This is a genomic window from Microtetraspora sp. NBRC 13810, assembly GCF_030268685.1.
Lineage (GTDB): Bacteria > Actinomycetota > Actinomycetes > Streptosporangiales > Streptosporangiaceae > BSRQ01.
Map to the genome: position 1 here is coordinate 69,512 of NZ_BSRQ01000024.1, position 15,964 is coordinate 85,475.

The following is a 15,964-nucleotide window of genomic DNA, read 5'->3' on the forward strand; positions in this document are numbered from 1 at the left end:
GTCAGCCGCAGTTGCCCCAGGTTGCGCGGCCACCGGTGGCGGTGGTGGCGTCCTTCCTGGTGTCCCGGATGGTGCCCGAGTACTTGACGCAGAAGCCCTTGGCGTGCAGCTTCACGGGGCCCGCGTAGTACTTGTAACGGCGGGCGTCGGTCTTGCTCGACGTGCTCACCGGTTCGTCGCGGAGGCGCTTGGTCTGGGTGGTCAGGGTGGCGTCCGTGTACGTGGCGGTGCCGACGTACGAGGTCTTGATCGTGGTGACGCAGTTGTATCCGGTGCGGCGGTTGTAGAGCAGGTAGACGTGGCCGAACACGTCACCGGAAGGCGTCTTGACGACGCGCTTGCTGTCGGAGACGCGCGCGAAGCCCTTGCCGCACACGCCTTCGGGGGTGTACGCGGCTGCCAGCGCCTGCGTGGGGAGGACGAGGACGCCTCCGACGGAGATCGCCGTGGCGAGGATGAGCTTCTTCGTGGGCGTGAGCACTCACTCTGTCCCTTCATCGGCCGCCGTCCGCTGACCGGGCGGCTGCGAACTGATCATCTTGCCACAGGTCAAGGCCCGAGAAAGCCGGATATGGCATCACTTGTGAAGCCGCGGGGAAGAGGGTGAAAGAGGCGCATGTCCACGTCTTCCCAGCTAGAAGGGGCTAGGTAAAAAATACTTTCATATAGGCCCGTATAGACGGAAAAAATTGACGATGCCGCGGAGCGCCCGTATTGTCCTGGACAGTCGGGAACCAGGAGCGGCCCATGAAGCGACTCGCGACGATGGCGGCTCTGGCGTCGATCGTCACGGCCTCCGCGTGCGGAGGCGCCGGGCAGGTGGACGGCGCCGGGCCTGGAGGCATCTTCACCACCATCGACGGCAGCAAGCAGATCAACGCCAGCGCGCCGATCAACCCCTTCAATCCGGTGGGGTCGGTCTTCGCCGGGTACAACGGGATGGAGCTGGCCTGGCCGAAGAACGACCCGACCGATCCCAACGTGTTCTACCCGGCCATCGCCAGGAGCTGGACGGAGACCCCGGATCAGTCGCAGGTCGTCATCCACCTCCAGCCGAACGCGAGGTGGTCCGACGGCAGGCCGGTGACCAGCGAGGACGTCAAGGTGTCGATCGGGCTCGCCTACACCCAGGGCGGCACCGCCTACGCCCTCGACCCCGCGGCGGCGGGCGCGGCGGCCGACGTGCGGATCGTGGACCCGGCGACCGTCGAGATCACGCAGGGCGCCAACAAGAGCAGCATGTTCCTCAGCAACCTGCTCTCGACCGTCGTCGTGCCCGCGCACGTCTACGGGCGGCTGCTGCCGGGGAACTTCTGGCAGACGCTGAAGGTCGCGCAGTACTCCTCCGGCCCCGCCGCCGACCGGGCCAGGGCGTCGATCACCGGCCTCGCGGACAAGGTCATCGCCTTCGCCCCGAAGCAGGACGTCTCGGCCGGCCCGTTCGTGCTGGAACGGGTCAACCCGGGGGCCGCCCTGCTGAAGCGGAACCCCTACTTCTACAACAACAAGGTCATCGGGCCGGACAAGGTCAAGGTCCTCAACTACACCGGCAACGAGCAGATCTGGAACTACCTGATCTCCGGCCAGCTCGACAACGCCCCCTTCACCTCGGTGCCCGCCGCCGTCATGGACCGGATCCGCCAGGTGAGCGGCAGCGGGGTGATCAGCGGTTACTCGCCGGTCGTCACGTCCCTCGCGTTCAACCAGGCGCACAAGCCGTACGACAACGTGCACGTGCGGCGGGCGCTGGCCTACCTGATCGACCGGCGGCAGGTGACCAGGATCGCCTCGCCGGAGGGCGGTACGCCGGCGGTGACCACGTCGGGCATCCACGCGAGGGCGGCGAAGGCGTGGCTGGGCGGCGGGTTCGACGCGCTCAACCCCTACCGGCTCGACCCGGCGAAGGCGGCGGCGGAGCTGAAGGCGGCCGGGATGACCCGGCGCGGCGGCCGGTGGGCGCTGCCCGACGGGAAGCCGTGGAAAGTGGAGATCCACGTCCCCGCGTCGTTCTCCGACTGGGTCTCGGCGGCCAAGTCGATCACCAGCCAGCTCGGCGACCACGGGATCGACGCGAGCGTGGTCACCACGGCCGACTACACCCTCTACCTGAGCGAGCTGGCGCAGGGGAAGTACGACATCGGGTTCTGGCTGATCGGCCTCGGGCCCTCGCCGTACAACATCTACCAGCGGATCTACGGTCAGGCCAACGGGTGGCAGTTGTTCGGCGGGCGGCTGAAGCACGTGGCGCCGGGCACCGAGGGCAACTGGATGGGCGGGCCGCAGACCGTGCAGGCCGGCGGCGCCAGAGTCGATCCCGGTCAGCTGACCGGTGACCTGAACTTCGCGTCCCCCGCCAGGCAGAAGCAGATCATCGGCACGCTCGCCGAGGTGACGAACCAGCAACTGCCCGTCGTCCAGCTCTGGGACTACGTCAACACCCAGTTTGTCAACACGTCCCGCTACACCGGGTTCCCGCCGAACGACAGCGAGGCGCTGCGGCTGTCGTCGGGCGTGTGGATGCAACTCGGCATGATCAGGAAGAGGCAGGCATGACGCGAGGAGCCGCGATCACCCGGCGCGTGGCGGGCCACCTGGCCCGGGGCGTGGTCATGATCTGGGTCGTCGCCACGGTCAGCTTCTTCATCATCAGGGAGATCCCCGGCGACCCCGTCCAGGGCATGTACGAGAGCCTGTTGCAGAAGGGCATGTCGCCGCAGCAGGCCGAGCGGGCCACCGCCGTGCTGTACGGGTTCCTGCCGAAGGGCACCCTGTGGGACCAGTACGTCGGCTACATGGGCTCGCTGCTGCACGGCGACCTCGGGCAGTCGCTCAGCACGCCCGGCGTCCAGGTGACGCACCTGATCGGCGCGGCGGCGAGCTGGACCGTGCTGCCCGTGCTGGCCGGCACCCTGCTCAGCTTCCTGCTCGGCGTGACCATGGGCGTCTACGCGGCGATCAGGCGCTCCGGCAAGCTCGGCGACCTGCTCGCGTTGTCCGGCTCGCTGCTGCACGGCATCCCGGTGTACGTCATCGGGCTGCTGCTCACCGCGATCTTCGCGACGCTGTGGCCCATCCTGCCCTCCGGCGGGCCGGTGGACGTCGACTACGTGCCCGGCCTCAACCCCGGGTACATCGGCTCGCTGCTCTACCACGCCGTGCTGCCCGTCGTGACGTACACGCTGGCCAGCTACGGGGGCTGGATCCTGGCGATGAAGTCGAACGTGGTGGCCGTGCTCGGCGACGACTTCATCCTCGCCGCCGAACTGCGCGGGCTCAAACGCGGCATCGTGTTCCGCTATCTCGCCCGCAACGCGATCCTGCCGCTGTTCACCATCCTCGCCCTGTCGATCGGCATGCTCTTCGGCGGTTCGATCTTCATCGAGGAGATCTTCAACTATCCCGGCCTCGGCCTGCTGCTCGTCAACAGCATCAGCTCCCGCGACTACGCGCTGATGGGCGGCACCTTCCTGATCATCACGGTGGGCATCGTCGTCGCCAACATCGTCGCCGACCTGCTGTACACGGTGATCGACCCGCGGGTCAGGAGCGGAGGTACGGCATGACCGTGACCGTGCTGCCGGAGGTGGCCGGGACCAGCCGGGCCACGCTGCGGCGCAACTTCTGGCGCGGCGTCTGGCGGGTGCTGCGCCGCAAGCCGAGCCGGATGGCGGGCGTCGGCATCGTCGCGCTGTTCGCCCTGATGGGCGCCTTCGGCCCGCTGCTCTACCCGGCCAACCTGCCGCGGGACGACAACGCCCTCTACGCGCCGCCCAGCCTGGCACACCCGTTCGGCACCGACTTCGAAGGCACCGACGTGCTCGCCCTGGTCGTCACCGGGGCGCGGTACGTGCTGCTCACCGGCCTCGCCACCGCCTTCATCACGGTCGCCCTCGGTACCGCCATCGGGTTGTTCGCCGGGTTCCGGCGCGGCCGGTGGGACACCGCGCTCATGCGGCTCACCGACCTGAACCTCGCCATCCCCGGCCTGCCGCTGCTGCTCGTGCTGTCCACCGTGTGGAAGTTCACCAGCCCGCTGGAGATGGGCCTGGTGCTCGGCCTACTCGGCTGGGGCGGCGTGGCCCGTGCCGTACGGTCCCAGACGCTCTCCCTGCGGGAACGCGGGTTCATCGAGGCGGCGCGCGGGCTCGGCCTGCCGACCAGGCACATCGTCGGGCGGGAGCTGCTGCCCAGCATGGCCCCCTACATCGCGATGAACATGCTGATCGCGGTGACCGGGGCCGTCTACGCCCAGGTGGGGTTGTTCTTCCTCGGCGTGCTGCCGTTCGAGGCCAACAACTGGGGCGTGATGCTCAACCTCGCCGTCTTCAGCGGGGGAGCGCTCACCACGCCCGCCGCCCTGCCGTACCTGCTCGCCCCCCTGCTCGCGATCCTGCTGCTCACGCTGGGCATCGTGCTCATCGTGGACGCCATGGACGAGATCTTCAATCCCCGGCTGCGGGAGGAGTAGCCCGATGGAGACCGCGCCAGGAGTGCGCATCCGCGACCTCACCGTCGTCTACAACACGCCGATGGGGGAACTGCCCGCCGTGTCCGGCGTCGACCTCACCCTCACGCCGGGCACGATCACCGGCGTCGTCGGCGAGTCCGGCTCGGGCAAGTCCACCCTCGCCCTCTCCCTGCTGAACGCCGTCCAGCCGCCGGGCCGGATCAGCGGCGGAAGCGTCGAGATCGACGGCCTCGGAGACGTCGTACGGCTGCGCGGCGAGGAACTGCGCCAGGCGCGCGGACGCAAGGTCGGCTACGTCTTCCAGGCCGCCCAGAACTCCCTCAACCCGCTGAAGACGATCGGCAAGCAGTTGCTCGACCTCGGCCGCTCGCACGACGTGGCCGACCCGCGGGCGCTGGTGCGCGACGCGAAGGACCTGCTGGCCAGGATGGGCCTGGACGGCGCCAGGGTGCTCGACTCCCACCAGCACGAGCTGTCCGGCGGCATGCGCCAGCGGGTGGGCATCATGCTCGCGCTGGTGCTCAACGCCAAGGTGGTCGTCCTCGACGAGCCCACCACCGCCCTCGACATGATCACCCAGGCGACGATCCTGCGCATCATCCGCGAGGTGCACGAGGAACGGGCGCTCACCACGCTCGTCATCACCCACGACGTCGGCGCGGTCGCCGAGGTCGCCGACGCCCTCGCCGTGATGTACGGCGGGCGGATCGTCGAGCACGGCCCGATCGCCGACGTGCTGGGCGCGCCCGCACATCCGTACACCCAGGGCCTGATCCGGGCGATCCCCCGGCTGTCCGGGGACATCTCACAGGCCAGGGCGCTGCCCGGACGGCCGCCGACGCTCGGCACGCTGCCGGCCGCCGGGTGCGTGTTCCGGGAGCGCTGCGCCCTGCGCATGGAGATCTGCGAGACGGTGGAGCCCGCGCCGGTGACCTGCGGCGGCAGGACGGTCGCCTGCCACGCGGCCGGGCACTCCCTGGCGCCGGTGAAGCGGAAGGAATACGTGTGATCACCGGCACCGCCGTCACCAAGACGTTCAGGCAGCGCGGCAACGTGCTCGGCAGGCGCGAGGTCCCGGCCCTGCGCGGGGTGGACTTCACGATCGGGAAGGGCGGGGCGGTCTCCTTCATCGGCGAGTCCGGCTGCGGCAAGACCACGCTCGGCCGGATCATCGCCGGGCTGGAGACCTACGACTCCGGGGAGATCGTCATCGACGGCACCCCGATGTCCGGCCTGAGTCACCGCCGACGGCAGCCGTACTTCCGCCGGATCCAGCTCATCCACCAGGACCCCTACTCGGCGCTCAACCCCACCCGGACGATCCACCAGACTCTGGAGGCGCCGCTGCGGCTGCGCGCCCGCCAGGCGGGGCGGCCGAGGTCGTGGGGCGACGTGCGCGCGGAGGAGCTGCTCGCCCTGGTCGGGCTCGACCCGGGGTACGTCCTGCCGCGCTATCCGCACCAGCTCTCCGGCGGCATGCGGCAGCGGGTGGTGATCGCGCGGGCGCTCACCATGGACCCCGAGATGCTGGTCGCCGACGAGGCCGTGTCGATGATCGACGTGTCGCTGCGGCTCGGCGTCCTCGCCCTGCTCAAGGACCTGCGCGAACGGCTCGGCGTGAGCGTGCTGTTCATCACGCACGACATCGCCACCGCCCGGTACATCGGCGACGGGGGCGAGTTGTACGTGATCTACCGGGGCCAGGTGGTCGAGCGGGGGGCGACCGAGACGATCATCAACGAGCCGGTGCACCCGTACACGCAGTCGCTGCTGTCGGCGACGCCGGTGCTGCACGGGCTGGAGCGGCCCGGTCCCGAGCGGGTCGTGCCGACCGAGGCGCTCGACGAGGGGAAGGCCGACGCGGGCTGCCTGTTCGCGCGCAGGTGCCCGTTCAGCACGTCGCGCTGCGAGGCCGAGACCCCCGTACTCGGGCACGACGGCGGCACCGGCCAGTTGCACGCCTGCTTCCACCCGCGGCGCCGGAGCGTGGTCCCGCTGGAGACGGCATGAGCCCGGCGGGCGCGGCATGAGCGGCATCGGGCCGGTGACGCCGGACGCCCGGGTGGAGGAGGTGGCGGGCGCGGCGCTGTGGGCGGACGCGGCCGAGGCGCCGTTCCTCGTGCACCGGCTGGCCCGGCCGCCCGAGGGACGCCGGTGGGTCGCCCTGGCCACCGCTGAGCTCGACGGCGTCGTGTTCGCGTCCCTGTCGGAGGCCGGGATCGGGCACATCGACCTGCTCGCCGTGGACCCGGTGGCGCAGGGCCGGGGACTCGGCCGCGCGCTCGCCGTGGCGGCGGAGGACTGGCTGCGGTCCGGCGGCGCCACCGAGGCGAGGTTCGCCGGCCACCCGCCCTGCTACGCCTGGCCCGGCATCGACGTGCGTTACACCCCGGCGGCCTGCCTGGCCGAGAGCCTCGGCTACGACCGGTACAGCGTCGCCTGGAACATGACGGCGTCCTCCGCGGGCATCGACGGCGCCGACCCGGTCCCGGCCGGGGTGACCCTGCGCACGGCGCCGCCGGGGGAGCGGGACGAGGTCGCCGCGTTCGTCCGCGCGCACTGGAACGACGCCTGGGCCTGGGAGGCCGAACAGGCGACCGGCTGCCACTACGCCGTGCGCGAAGGCCGGATCATCGGCTTCGCGGCGTGGGGCTCCCGGCCGTCGTGGTTCGGCCCGATGGGCACCGCCGAGGCCGCCCGCGGGCTCGGCGTCGGCCGGCTGCTTGTCCGGCGCTGCCTCGCCGAGCAGGCCGCGGCCGGGCTGGCCCGGGTCCAGATCGGCTGGGTGGGCCCGATCCGCTTCTACGCCCGGGTGGCCGCCGCGAAGGTCGAACGCGTCTTCTGGCTCTACCGCCGCCCGCTCCGCTGACCGCATGTCATCTCGATGGAAACCCTCTACACGTGAGGAATCAGGATGAATCCACTTGCCGCTCTCGCCACCGAACAGAGCGACCCCCGGTACAGCCGGATCGACACGCTCCCGACGGAGGAGATCGCCCGGCTGATGAACGCCGCCGACGCCGCCGTCCCCGCCGCGGTGGCGACCGCCGTACCGGCGATCTCGGCCGCGGTGGACGGCATCGCCGAGCGGCTGACCGCCGGGGGACGGCTGTTCTACGTGGGCGCGGGCACGTCCGGGCGGCTGGCGGTGCTGGACGCGTCCGAGTGCCCGCCGACCTTCGGCACCGATCCCGACCTCGTACAGGGTGTCATCGCGGGCGGTGAGGCGGCGCTCGTCCGGTCGGTCGAGGGCGCCGAGGACGACGCGGAGGCGGGCGCCGAGGTCATCAGGGCCAAGGGGATCGGCCCGCTGGACGCCGTCGTGGGCATCTCGGCCAGCGGCCGGGCGCCGTACGTCGTCGCGGCGGTCGAGGAGGCGGGCCGGCGCGGCGCCCTGACGGCCGGGCTGGCGTGCAACGCGCACACGCCGCTGGCGGCGGCGGCGGACCACGCCATCGAGGTGATCGTCGGGCCCGAGGTGGTGACCGGATCGACCCGGCTCAAGGCCGGCACCGCCCAGAAGCTGGTGCTCAACATGATCTCGACGATCACGATGATCCGATGCGGCCGGACATACGGCAACCACATGATCGAGGTGTCCGCGACCAACGCGAAGCTGCTCGACCGGGCGTCCAGGATCGTCGCCGACATCACCGGCGCCGAGGTCGCGGCGGCCCGCGAGATCCTGGACGCGGGGCACGACGTCAAGACAGCCGTCATGATGATCAGGTTCGGCGTCGACGCGGACCGCGCCCGGTCGCTGCTCGCCGCGCGGGGCGGCCGGCTCGACACCGCGCCGCGGCAGGATGCTTGACGACCTCCTGCGCGCCGCCGTGCCGGGGGTCGCCTCCGCGGCGGTCGCGCTGATCGCCGTGGACGGCCGCCAGGTCGCCGGGGCCGCGGTGGGGGAGGCGGTGCGCTTCGCGGACGCGTCCGGGACGCTGCTCCGGGACCGGCCGCCGGCCGCCCTCGACTCCGTCTTCGACCTGGCGTCGATCACCAAGCTGTTCACCACGGTCGTCCTGCTGTCCCTCGCCGAGGACGACCGCCTGGATCTCGACGAGCCGGTGGCCATGTGGCTGCCCCGGCACTACGGCGACCGGCCGGAGATCACCGTGCGCCACCTGCTCACCCACACCTCCGGCCTGCCCGCGTCCCGGCGGACCGCGGACTGGGACGCGATCCTGTCCACCCCGGCGTGGCATCCGGCGGGGACCTACGTCTACTCCGACGTCGGCCTGATCACCGCCGGGCGGGTCGCCGAGATCGCCGGCGACGAACCCCTGGACGTCCTCGTCCGGGAGCGGATCACCGGCCCGCTCCGCCTGACCGACACCGTCTACCGCCCCGGCCGGGCCCTGCTGCCGCGGACCGTGGCCACCGAGCATCGGCCGGGCCGCCCGGGGACGGGCTGCGTCAGGGGAACGGTGCACGACGAGACCGCGTACGGCCTGGGCGGCGTCACCGGGCACGCGGGCCTGTTCGGCACGGCCGCCGACCTGCTGCGCTTCGGCGAGGCGCTGCGGGCCGGCGCGGACGGCGTCCTGTCCCGGCACACGGCTGCCGAGATGACCCGCGACCAGGGGGTGTCCGGCGCCGGGTTCCGCCAGGGGCTCGGGGTGCGCATCGGGGATCCGGCTGTCGCCGGTCCGCTGACCCGTGGGTTCGGGCATTCGGGCTTCACCGGGACGTCGTTGCTCGTGGACCCCGGCCACCGGCTCACCGTCGTACTGCTCACCAACAACGTGCACCCGGTGCGCGGGCGGCCCGGGATCAGGGAACTGCGCCACGCGGTCGCCGCAGAGGCCCTGCGGCTCGCCGCCGGCTGACCGGATTCGTCACCCGCAACCCGGCCACCCGCCTCCGGCCACCCGCCTCCGGCCACCCGCCTCCGGCCACCCGCCTCCGGCCGGCCGGCGCCGACGGACGGCTCCGGCGGCGCCTCACCTCACGCGCCGCGGCCTGACGCCCATGTCAAGGTAATCTCCCGGCCTGTTCCAGGTCCGTTTATGGCTCGCTCATTGCCCGGCCGGCTACCGGGCGATTACCGTCAAAGGAGATCTGACCTGGGCTTTTGTAACGAAAGGGCAGTTGATTGTGGGGGGCAGACGGGGGTCGCTTCTCCTTGGCACGCTTCAGGCGCGCACCACGATGGCCGTGACGGGTCTCGCTCTACTCCTCCTCACCGCCATCGGCGTCAGCATCGACGCCCTCATCATCGACAGGGCGCAGGCCGCGGTCTACCGGCACTCGGAGCAGGTCGCCGCCAACTGGCTCGCCACCGTCCAGCCCGGCCTGCGGATACCGGGCCCGCCGGACGACCCGCTCGTGGACCTCGTCCAGCTCGTCGACTCCCACGGCCGGGTGGTGGCGGCCAGCGCCGCGGCCCGGGGTAAGCCGCCGCTGTCGGAGACGAAACCGCCGCCGGGCGAGGCGATCCGGGACGTCACCGAGTGCGACCCGCGCGGCGAGTGCGTCATGCTCACCGCCCTGCGGATCTCCCCGCTGGTCTCCCGCGACCTCTGGCACGGCGAGCCGCACTTCATCTACGCCGGAGCGGCCCAGCGGCCCATCCTGTCCATGTACCGCCTGGAACTGCTCACCGCCGCCGGCGTCCTGCTGGGCGCGGGCATCGCCGGCTGGCTGAACTGGCGGGCGGCGAAGCGTTCCCTGCGTCCCGTGGCGGCGATCCGCGAGGCGATGGCCGAGATCACCGTGAGCGACCTGAGCCTGCGGGTGCCCCAGCCGCCCGGCCGCAGCGAGTACGCGATGCTCGCCTGCACCGCCAACCGGACCCTGGCCCGGCTGGAGGAGGCGGTGAAACAGCAGCGCCGCTTCGCCTCCACCGCCTCGCACGAGCTGAGAACCCCGCTCACCGCCCTGCGCGCCCGGCTGGAGGAGGCCGCCCTCTATCCCGACGACGTCGATCCGCACGAGGTCATCCAGGACGGGCTGTCGATCACCGACCGCCTGGAGGCCATCGTGGACGACCTGCTCGTCCTGGCCCGCCTGCGGGCCGGCGCCTCCACCACGCACACCTCCATCGACCTCGGCGCACTGGTCTCGGAGGAGACGGCGGCCCGGTCCGGCGGCGTCCCCGTCCACGTGCGCGCCGCCCGCGACGTGCACGTGCGGGGCAACCGGATCCAGCTCATCCGGGTCCTGGACAACCTGCTGGCCAACGCCCGGCGGCACACCGCCACCCGGGTCGAGGTCACCGTCGAGCGTGCCGGGGCGCACGCCGTCGTCACGGTAAGCGACGACGGCGACGGCATCGCCCCCGCGGACCGCGAACGCGTCTTCGAACGCTTCGTCCGCCTCGACGCCGCCCGCCGCCGCGAACCCGCCGGCAGCGGCCTCGGCCTGCCCATCTCCCGCGACATCGCGCACGCCCACTCCGGCACCCTCCGCGTGGAGGACTCCCCGCAAGGCGCCCGCTTCGTCCTGCGCCTCCCCCTGACCCTCCCCGACCTCACCCTCGACCCCGTCGTGTCCCCCGCCGACCGTCCGGAATCGACCGCCGAGCCCCGCCCCGCCGACCGTCCGGAACCGCCCCCCGGGCCCCGCCCCGCCGACCGTCCGGAATCGACCCCCGGGCCCCGCCCCGCCGACCGGCAGGACTCCGGCCGCGGCGCCCGTACCCCCTGATCGGCAGGACGCGGAGCCCCGCATTCGGAACCTGGTTGTGGAGCGTTGGTTGTCGTGCCTGCGTGCTCAGGCGGCCGGCGTGATCACGCGCGGCTCTTCATGTCGCGGTAGCGGCGGATGAGGGCGTTGGTGGAGGAGTCGTGCGCGAGGTCCGGGTCGGTGTCGCTCTCCAACTGGGGGGCGATCCGGCCGGCGAGGACCTTGCCCAGCTCGACGCCCCACTGGTCGAAGGAGTCGACACCCCAGATCGTGCCCTGGGTGAACACGATGTGCTCGTACAGCGAGACCAGGACGCCGAGCAGGTGCGGGGTGAGGCGGTCGGCGAGCAGGACGTTGGTGGGGCGGTTGCCCTCCATGACCCGGTGCGGGACGACCTCCGGGGCGGTGCCCTCGGCCTGCACCTCCTCCCGGGTCCTGCCGAAGGCGAGCGCCTGCGCCTGCGCGAAGACATTGGCCATCAGCAGGTCGTGGTGGTCGCGCAGCGGGTTGAGGCTGTGGCCGAATCCGATCAGGTCGACCGGGATCAGCCGGGTGCCCTGGTGGATGAGCTGGTAGAAGCTGTGCTGGCCGTTCGTGCCGGGCTCGCCCCAGTAGACCGGGCCGGTGTCGTAGTCGATCGGGTCGCCGTCCCGGGTGACGTGCTTGCCGTTCGACTCCATGGTGAGCTGCTGGAGGTAGGCGGGGAAGCGCTTCAGATACTGCTCGTACGGCATGACGCCGACGCTCTGCACGCCGAAGAAGTTGACGTACCACACCGTGAGCAGCCCCATGATCACGGGCAGGTTCTCGGCGAGCGGCGCCGTGCGGAAGTGCTCGTCCATCTCGTGGAAGCCGGCCAGCATCTCGTGGAAGTGCTCGGGGCCGATCGCCAGCATCGTGGACAGGCCGATCGCGGAGTCCATCGAGTAACGGCCGCCGACCCAGTCCCAGAAGCCGAACATGTTGGCGGTGTCGATACCGAAGTCCGCGACGCGCTCGGCGTTGGTGGACACCGCGACGAAGTGCCGCGCGACCGCCTCGTCCGTGCCGAGCTGGCCGATGACCCAGTCGCGCGCCGAGTGGGCGTTGGTCAGTGTCTCCAGGGTCCCGAAGGTCTTGGAGGAGATGATGAACAGCGTCTCGTCGGCGAACAGGTCGTGCGTCGCCTCGGCGAAGTCGGTGGAGTCCACGTTGGACACGAAGCGGAAGGTCAGGTCGCGCTTGGTGTAGTGGCGCAGCGCCTCGTACGCCATGACCGGGCCGAGGTCGGAACCGCCGATGCCGATGTTGACGATGTTCCTGATCGGCTTGCCGGTGTGGCCCTTCCACTCGCCCGAACGCACCCGCCTGGCGAAGCCGGCCATCCGGTCGAGCACCTCGTGGACCTGTGCGACGACGTCGACGCCGTCCACCACGAGCGAGCCGCTCTTCGGCATCCGCAGGGCGACGTGCAGCACCGACCTGCCTTCGGAGGTGTTGATCGGCTCACCCCGGAACATCATGTCCCTGCGCTGCTCAAGCTCGGACTCACCGGCCAGCTCGGTCAGCAGCCGCAACGTCTCGCCGGTGACGCGGTTCTTGGAGTAGTCGAGGTACAACCCAGCCGCCTCGGCGGTCATGCGCTCGCCGCGCCCCGGATCCTCGGCGAACAGGTCGCGCAGATGGCGGCCGCCGATCTCGGCGTGATGCTGTTCGAGCGCCTTCCACGAGGCGCGGTCACGAAGCGGAATGGTCGGCATCGGTAATTCCTCCGTTAGCTGTCGGAAGGCCGCCAGGCGGGTCCTGCGAGGTGCATTGTGTCCCTCCCCAGGAGAACGCACACATGCACCCCGCCGTCTTCCAACATCGCGTCCGCCGTACGGCTTCCGCCGCGCCGCGAGATCAGCGGGGGTCGACGATCCGGCCGTGCCGGTAGCCGTGCCGGACCAGGCCGAGCGAACCCGCCACCGCGGCGGCGCCGAGCCCCACCGCCACCCACCGTGACACCTCGAAGAGCACGGTCTCGCCGTCGAACAGGCTGTTGGGGAAGATGGCGACCGCCATCGCGCCGGCCAGGGCGCAGGCGGCCAGCACGCCGCACACCCTGCCCCCGGAAAGGGCGACCGCGGCCCGGAAGGACAGCATCACCGCCGGGACGCTCAGGGCGAGGAAGACGACCGTCGAGATGAGGTACGCCGGAGTGACGGGCACGCCGGGCCTATCGGCCGACAGGCCGTCGAGGAGCAGGGTGAGACCGACGTAGGTCAGCAGGCCGGTGATGAGCGTCCCCGTGAGCTTCTGCAGCCTCGACGGCTTGCCGGTCTTCACGTCGAGCTGCGCGGACACCTTCGCCGCGTACTCCTTCGGGCTGCCGAACGCCGCCACGGGATCCTCGCCCGTCTCCGCGACGTGCGCTTCGACCTCGGCGAGCACCTCGCCGACCCGCGCGCCGGAGATGTCCCGCAGTCGCAGCGCCACCCGGAGGTCGTCGCGGTACTTCCTGTCCAAGACGGTCATGCCTTCACTCCTCGCTCCACCACGGCGACCGCGGTCCGCGCGAACGCCGCCCATTCGGGTCCCTGCACCGCGAGCGCCTCCCGGCCCTCGTCGGTCAAGCTGAAGAACTTCCGCCCCGGTCCGCCCTCTCCCGCCCGCCACTCGGCGCGCAGCAGTCCGTCGGCGGTCAGCCGGTTGAGCAGCGGATAGAGCGTCCCCGCCTTCATGTCGGGCAACCCCGCCCGGTCCAGCCGCTGAAGCAGCGCGTATCCGTAGTCCTCGCCACTCTCGGCGAGCAGCGCGAGCACCGCGAGATCAAGCACTCCCCGCAGCCACTGCGTCCTCTTGGCCGTCATGTCTGCCATGCCATGACGGTAACACCCACTAGTCGGTCTCGCATAGTAGTAGGCGCCATATAGTTCGCCACGTGCCGGAAGAGCCCTCACGTACCGCGCGGATGGAACCGTCGGCTACTTGCCGATGCGAGGGATGACGATGAACTCCTGGGTGTCAGTCAGTTTTCTGGCGGAACAGCCCGCCTGTGCGTGAAGCACCACTATGGGGGCGTCCATCGTCCCGCCCACGGCGACGCCTTCCAGAACTTTCCCGGCGCAGGGGTCCTGGCCACTCCTGGGCGTGACAATATGAACACTGATCGGAGTTTTCACATTCATGAGCTTCGGGGTAAGTGTCTGCAGCCACAGGAGGATCAGAACACTCGCCACGAACGGTATCCCCAACAGCTTCATGCGTCTCGTCAATCGGTGGTAGCGCTGCTGCGTTTCGAAAGAGGCTGCGGCGTCCACGACACACTGGACACGTCTGTCCAGGTCCAGGGCGAGATTGGCCAGCGCTGTATTGTCGAGTGGGTCTCTGGGGTCATAGACATGTGTCCCTATACGTACCATTTCTGTTGTTTGTGGGAGTGTCGAGGCCTGATGGGCTATTGCGTGGTCTCTGCTGAGTTGCCAGATGGCATCCCGTGACATCCCCAACAGGTTGGTGCGGCGCTCGACCACCAGGTGGGATACGAGCGCTGACCTGGGTGCTTCCAGGCGGTGATCGGGGAAGTTGCCGTTGTCCAGCCGGTCTAGTTCGGCGAGCTCACCGATACTCCGACGTCGCACGGTCAGGACCGCGGCGGCGCTGTAGAGTGTCCACACGACACTTGCCAAGGCTGTCAGTATCGCCAGCAAGCCAACTGCGACGGCCCATTGCCCGACGTCGCCGAGATCCGCGAAGTTTCGCAACTGAACGCCGGCGACTAATGCGGCCGCCACCGAAGCGCTGGCCGCTACGAGCCACCGTGCGGCTATGCGCAGGTCGGAAGCGTGGGACACGTCATTCGCCGCCGGTGTGACCTGGTCGGTGACGGGGGCGGTCATGGCCGGATCCTTGTTTGTTGGGGCATCGGCTCGCATAGGAAGGGGGACATGTAGTACAAATGTAGTACACACATTTGTGGGGATGGCCTGTGACCGCTGAGAAGTCTCAAGTAAGTCGAGGAGACGTGCATATTTACAAGATGCGTGACCTCAATCAGAGGACGGCCGAAGTAATTCAGGAGATCAACGATTCCGGCCGGCCCGCGATCATCACTCGCCATGGCCAGTTCGTGGCCCTCATCTCTCCTTTACTCAACAAAGGGCTGGAAGGGGAGTTGATCGCCCGTTTCCTCGATCAGGAGGCCGCTGAGAGTGGGCGGGATGCCGCGTCGGCTGATACGGAGATCGAGGGGCAGGGCGAAACAACGGAGGACCTGGCAAGGCGCCTCGGTCTTGATTGGCCGTGACTATGTGCTGAGCGACGTGAAGTCCGAGACATGGAGCACGCGCATGACGCGGAATGCCGCGTGTGTGTTCGCGTCGCGGTACTCCCGGTCGGTGGGCGTGCGATACAGCAGATAGTAGTCGGACGCCTCATCGTGGACGTCCGCGTCTCCTGAGGCCGAAGCAGCAGGTCGCCGCCACGCCAAAACGCCTTCGCGGCCGGGGACCCACCCCTCGTCAGCACATTCCTTGCGCGGAGGGAAGCAGAGCTCTTCTTCTGCTCTCTTGAAAAGCCTGCCTATGACGGCACGGTCTCCGATCTCTGTGATATCGGCAGATGCCATCCTGTCCCACAGGACCCTGGACACTTTCCCTCCCCGAGTGGCAAAACCTGTCCTGTATCTGTTCGGCGCCACGTGGGCGCGTCGCGTCTCCTGCCGCAGCGACCTCCTGAGTCTCCGACTGCTCGCATGCGACACACAGTTGCCGCATCCGCAGATTGACCACTCCGTTGGAATCCGGCGTGCAGCCGTCACACTCCGTCAAGAGGGGGTGTGCAACGTAGCAAACTGCTACCTTGCATGGCGTATCCTAGCAGAGCGCAACGAAACGCTGTGCAATGTGC

At 70.0% G+C, this 15,964-nt stretch carries 15 protein-coding genes; 10 read left to right on the top strand and 5 right to left on the bottom strand.

Annotation, left to right across the window (positions count from 1 at the left end):
- Position 1: 1 nt before the first annotated feature.
- Positions 2-481 (bottom strand): hypothetical protein, encoded by a 480-nt coding sequence (locus QSK26_RS34945; protein ID WP_285779611.1) that lies wholly within the window; start codon positions 479-481, stop codon positions 2-4.
- A gap of 266 nt (positions 482-747) precedes the next feature.
- Between QSK26_RS34945 and QSK26_RS34950 the strand changes: the two genes are divergently transcribed.
- The 9 genes from QSK26_RS34950 (at position 748) to QSK26_RS34990 (ending at position 11,116) form a co-directional block, all read left to right on the top strand.
- Positions 748-2,553: an ABC transporter substrate-binding protein gene (locus QSK26_RS34950; RefSeq protein WP_285779612.1), complete on the top strand. Its 1,806-nt coding sequence runs from the start codon at positions 748-750 to the stop codon at positions 2,551-2,553.
- Positions 2,550-3,563 carry an ABC transporter permease gene (locus QSK26_RS34955; RefSeq protein ID WP_285779613.1) on the top strand — a complete coding sequence of 338 codons (1,014 nt, stop codon included), beginning with the start codon at positions 2,550-2,552 and terminating at the stop codon, positions 3,561-3,563. The genes QSK26_RS34950 and QSK26_RS34955 overlap by 4 nt, the downstream gene beginning before the upstream one ends.
- Positions 3,560-4,468, top strand: a complete 909-nt coding sequence (locus QSK26_RS34960) for an ABC transporter permease (RefSeq protein WP_285779614.1) — start codon at positions 3,560-3,562, stop codon at positions 4,466-4,468. Before QSK26_RS34955 ends, QSK26_RS34960 begins: the two co-directional genes overlap by 4 nt.
- 4 nt (positions 4,469-4,472) lie before the next feature.
- A complete protein-coding gene (locus tag QSK26_RS34965; RefSeq protein ID WP_285779615.1) occupies positions 4,473-5,477 on the top strand; it encodes an ABC transporter ATP-binding protein in 1,005 nt (334 codons plus the stop codon).
- On the top strand, positions 5,474-6,478 hold the full coding sequence (locus tag QSK26_RS34970; protein ID WP_285779616.1) for an ABC transporter ATP-binding protein: 1,005 nt from the start codon (positions 5,474-5,476) through the stop codon (positions 6,476-6,478). The genes QSK26_RS34965 and QSK26_RS34970 overlap by 4 nt, the downstream gene beginning before the upstream one ends.
- 16 nt (positions 6,479-6,494) lie before the next feature.
- Positions 6,495-7,337, top strand: a complete 843-nt coding sequence (locus QSK26_RS34975; RefSeq protein WP_285779617.1) for a GNAT family N-acetyltransferase — start codon at positions 6,495-6,497, stop codon at positions 7,335-7,337.
- Positions 7,338-7,382: 45 nt separating this feature from the next.
- The gene (murQ, locus tag QSK26_RS34980) at positions 7,383-8,282 is read left to right on the top strand and encodes an N-acetylmuramic acid 6-phosphate etherase (protein ID WP_285779618.1); all 900 of its coding nucleotides are present in this window, start codon (positions 7,383-7,385) and stop codon (positions 8,280-8,282) included.
- Positions 8,275-9,297, top strand: a complete 1,023-nt coding sequence (locus QSK26_RS34985) for a serine hydrolase domain-containing protein (RefSeq protein WP_285779619.1) — start codon at positions 8,275-8,277, stop codon at positions 9,295-9,297. Before murQ ends, QSK26_RS34985 begins: the two co-directional genes overlap by 8 nt.
- Before the next feature lie 328 nt (positions 9,298-9,625).
- Entirely contained in the window at positions 9,626-11,116 is a 1,491-nt protein-coding gene (locus tag QSK26_RS34990; RefSeq protein ID WP_285779620.1) for a sensor histidine kinase, read from the top strand.
- Positions 11,117-11,199: 83 nt separating this feature from the next.
- On the opposite strand, the gene pgi is transcribed toward QSK26_RS34990, so the two are convergent.
- From pgi to QSK26_RS35010, 4 genes are all read right to left on the bottom strand, one after another.
- Entirely contained in the window at positions 11,200-12,834 is a 1,635-nt protein-coding gene (gene pgi / locus QSK26_RS34995) for a glucose-6-phosphate isomerase (protein WP_285779621.1), read from the bottom strand.
- 142 nt (positions 12,835-12,976) lie between these two features.
- The gene (locus QSK26_RS35000; protein ID WP_285779622.1) at positions 12,977-13,591 is read right to left on the bottom strand and encodes an HAAS signaling domain-containing protein; all 615 of its coding nucleotides are present in this window, start codon (positions 13,589-13,591) and stop codon (positions 12,977-12,979) included.
- Positions 13,588-13,935, bottom strand: coding sequence for a PadR family transcriptional regulator (locus QSK26_RS35005; RefSeq protein ID WP_502888781.1), 348 nt, complete (start codon positions 13,933-13,935; stop codon positions 13,588-13,590). The genes QSK26_RS35000 and QSK26_RS35005 overlap by 4 nt, the downstream gene beginning before the upstream one ends.
- A gap of 105 nt (positions 13,936-14,040) precedes the next feature.
- Positions 14,041-14,955, bottom strand: coding sequence for a hypothetical protein (locus tag QSK26_RS35010; RefSeq protein ID WP_285779623.1), 915 nt, complete (start codon positions 14,953-14,955; stop codon positions 14,041-14,043).
- A gap of 89 nt (positions 14,956-15,044) precedes the next feature.
- Here QSK26_RS35010 and QSK26_RS35015 point away from each other — a divergent pair, with 89 nt between their 5' ends.
- Positions 15,045-15,362 (top strand): type II toxin-antitoxin system Phd/YefM family antitoxin, encoded by a 318-nt coding sequence (locus QSK26_RS35015; RefSeq protein ID WP_285779624.1) that lies wholly within the window; start codon positions 15,045-15,047, stop codon positions 15,360-15,362.
- Positions 15,363-15,964 lie beyond the last annotated feature (602 nt).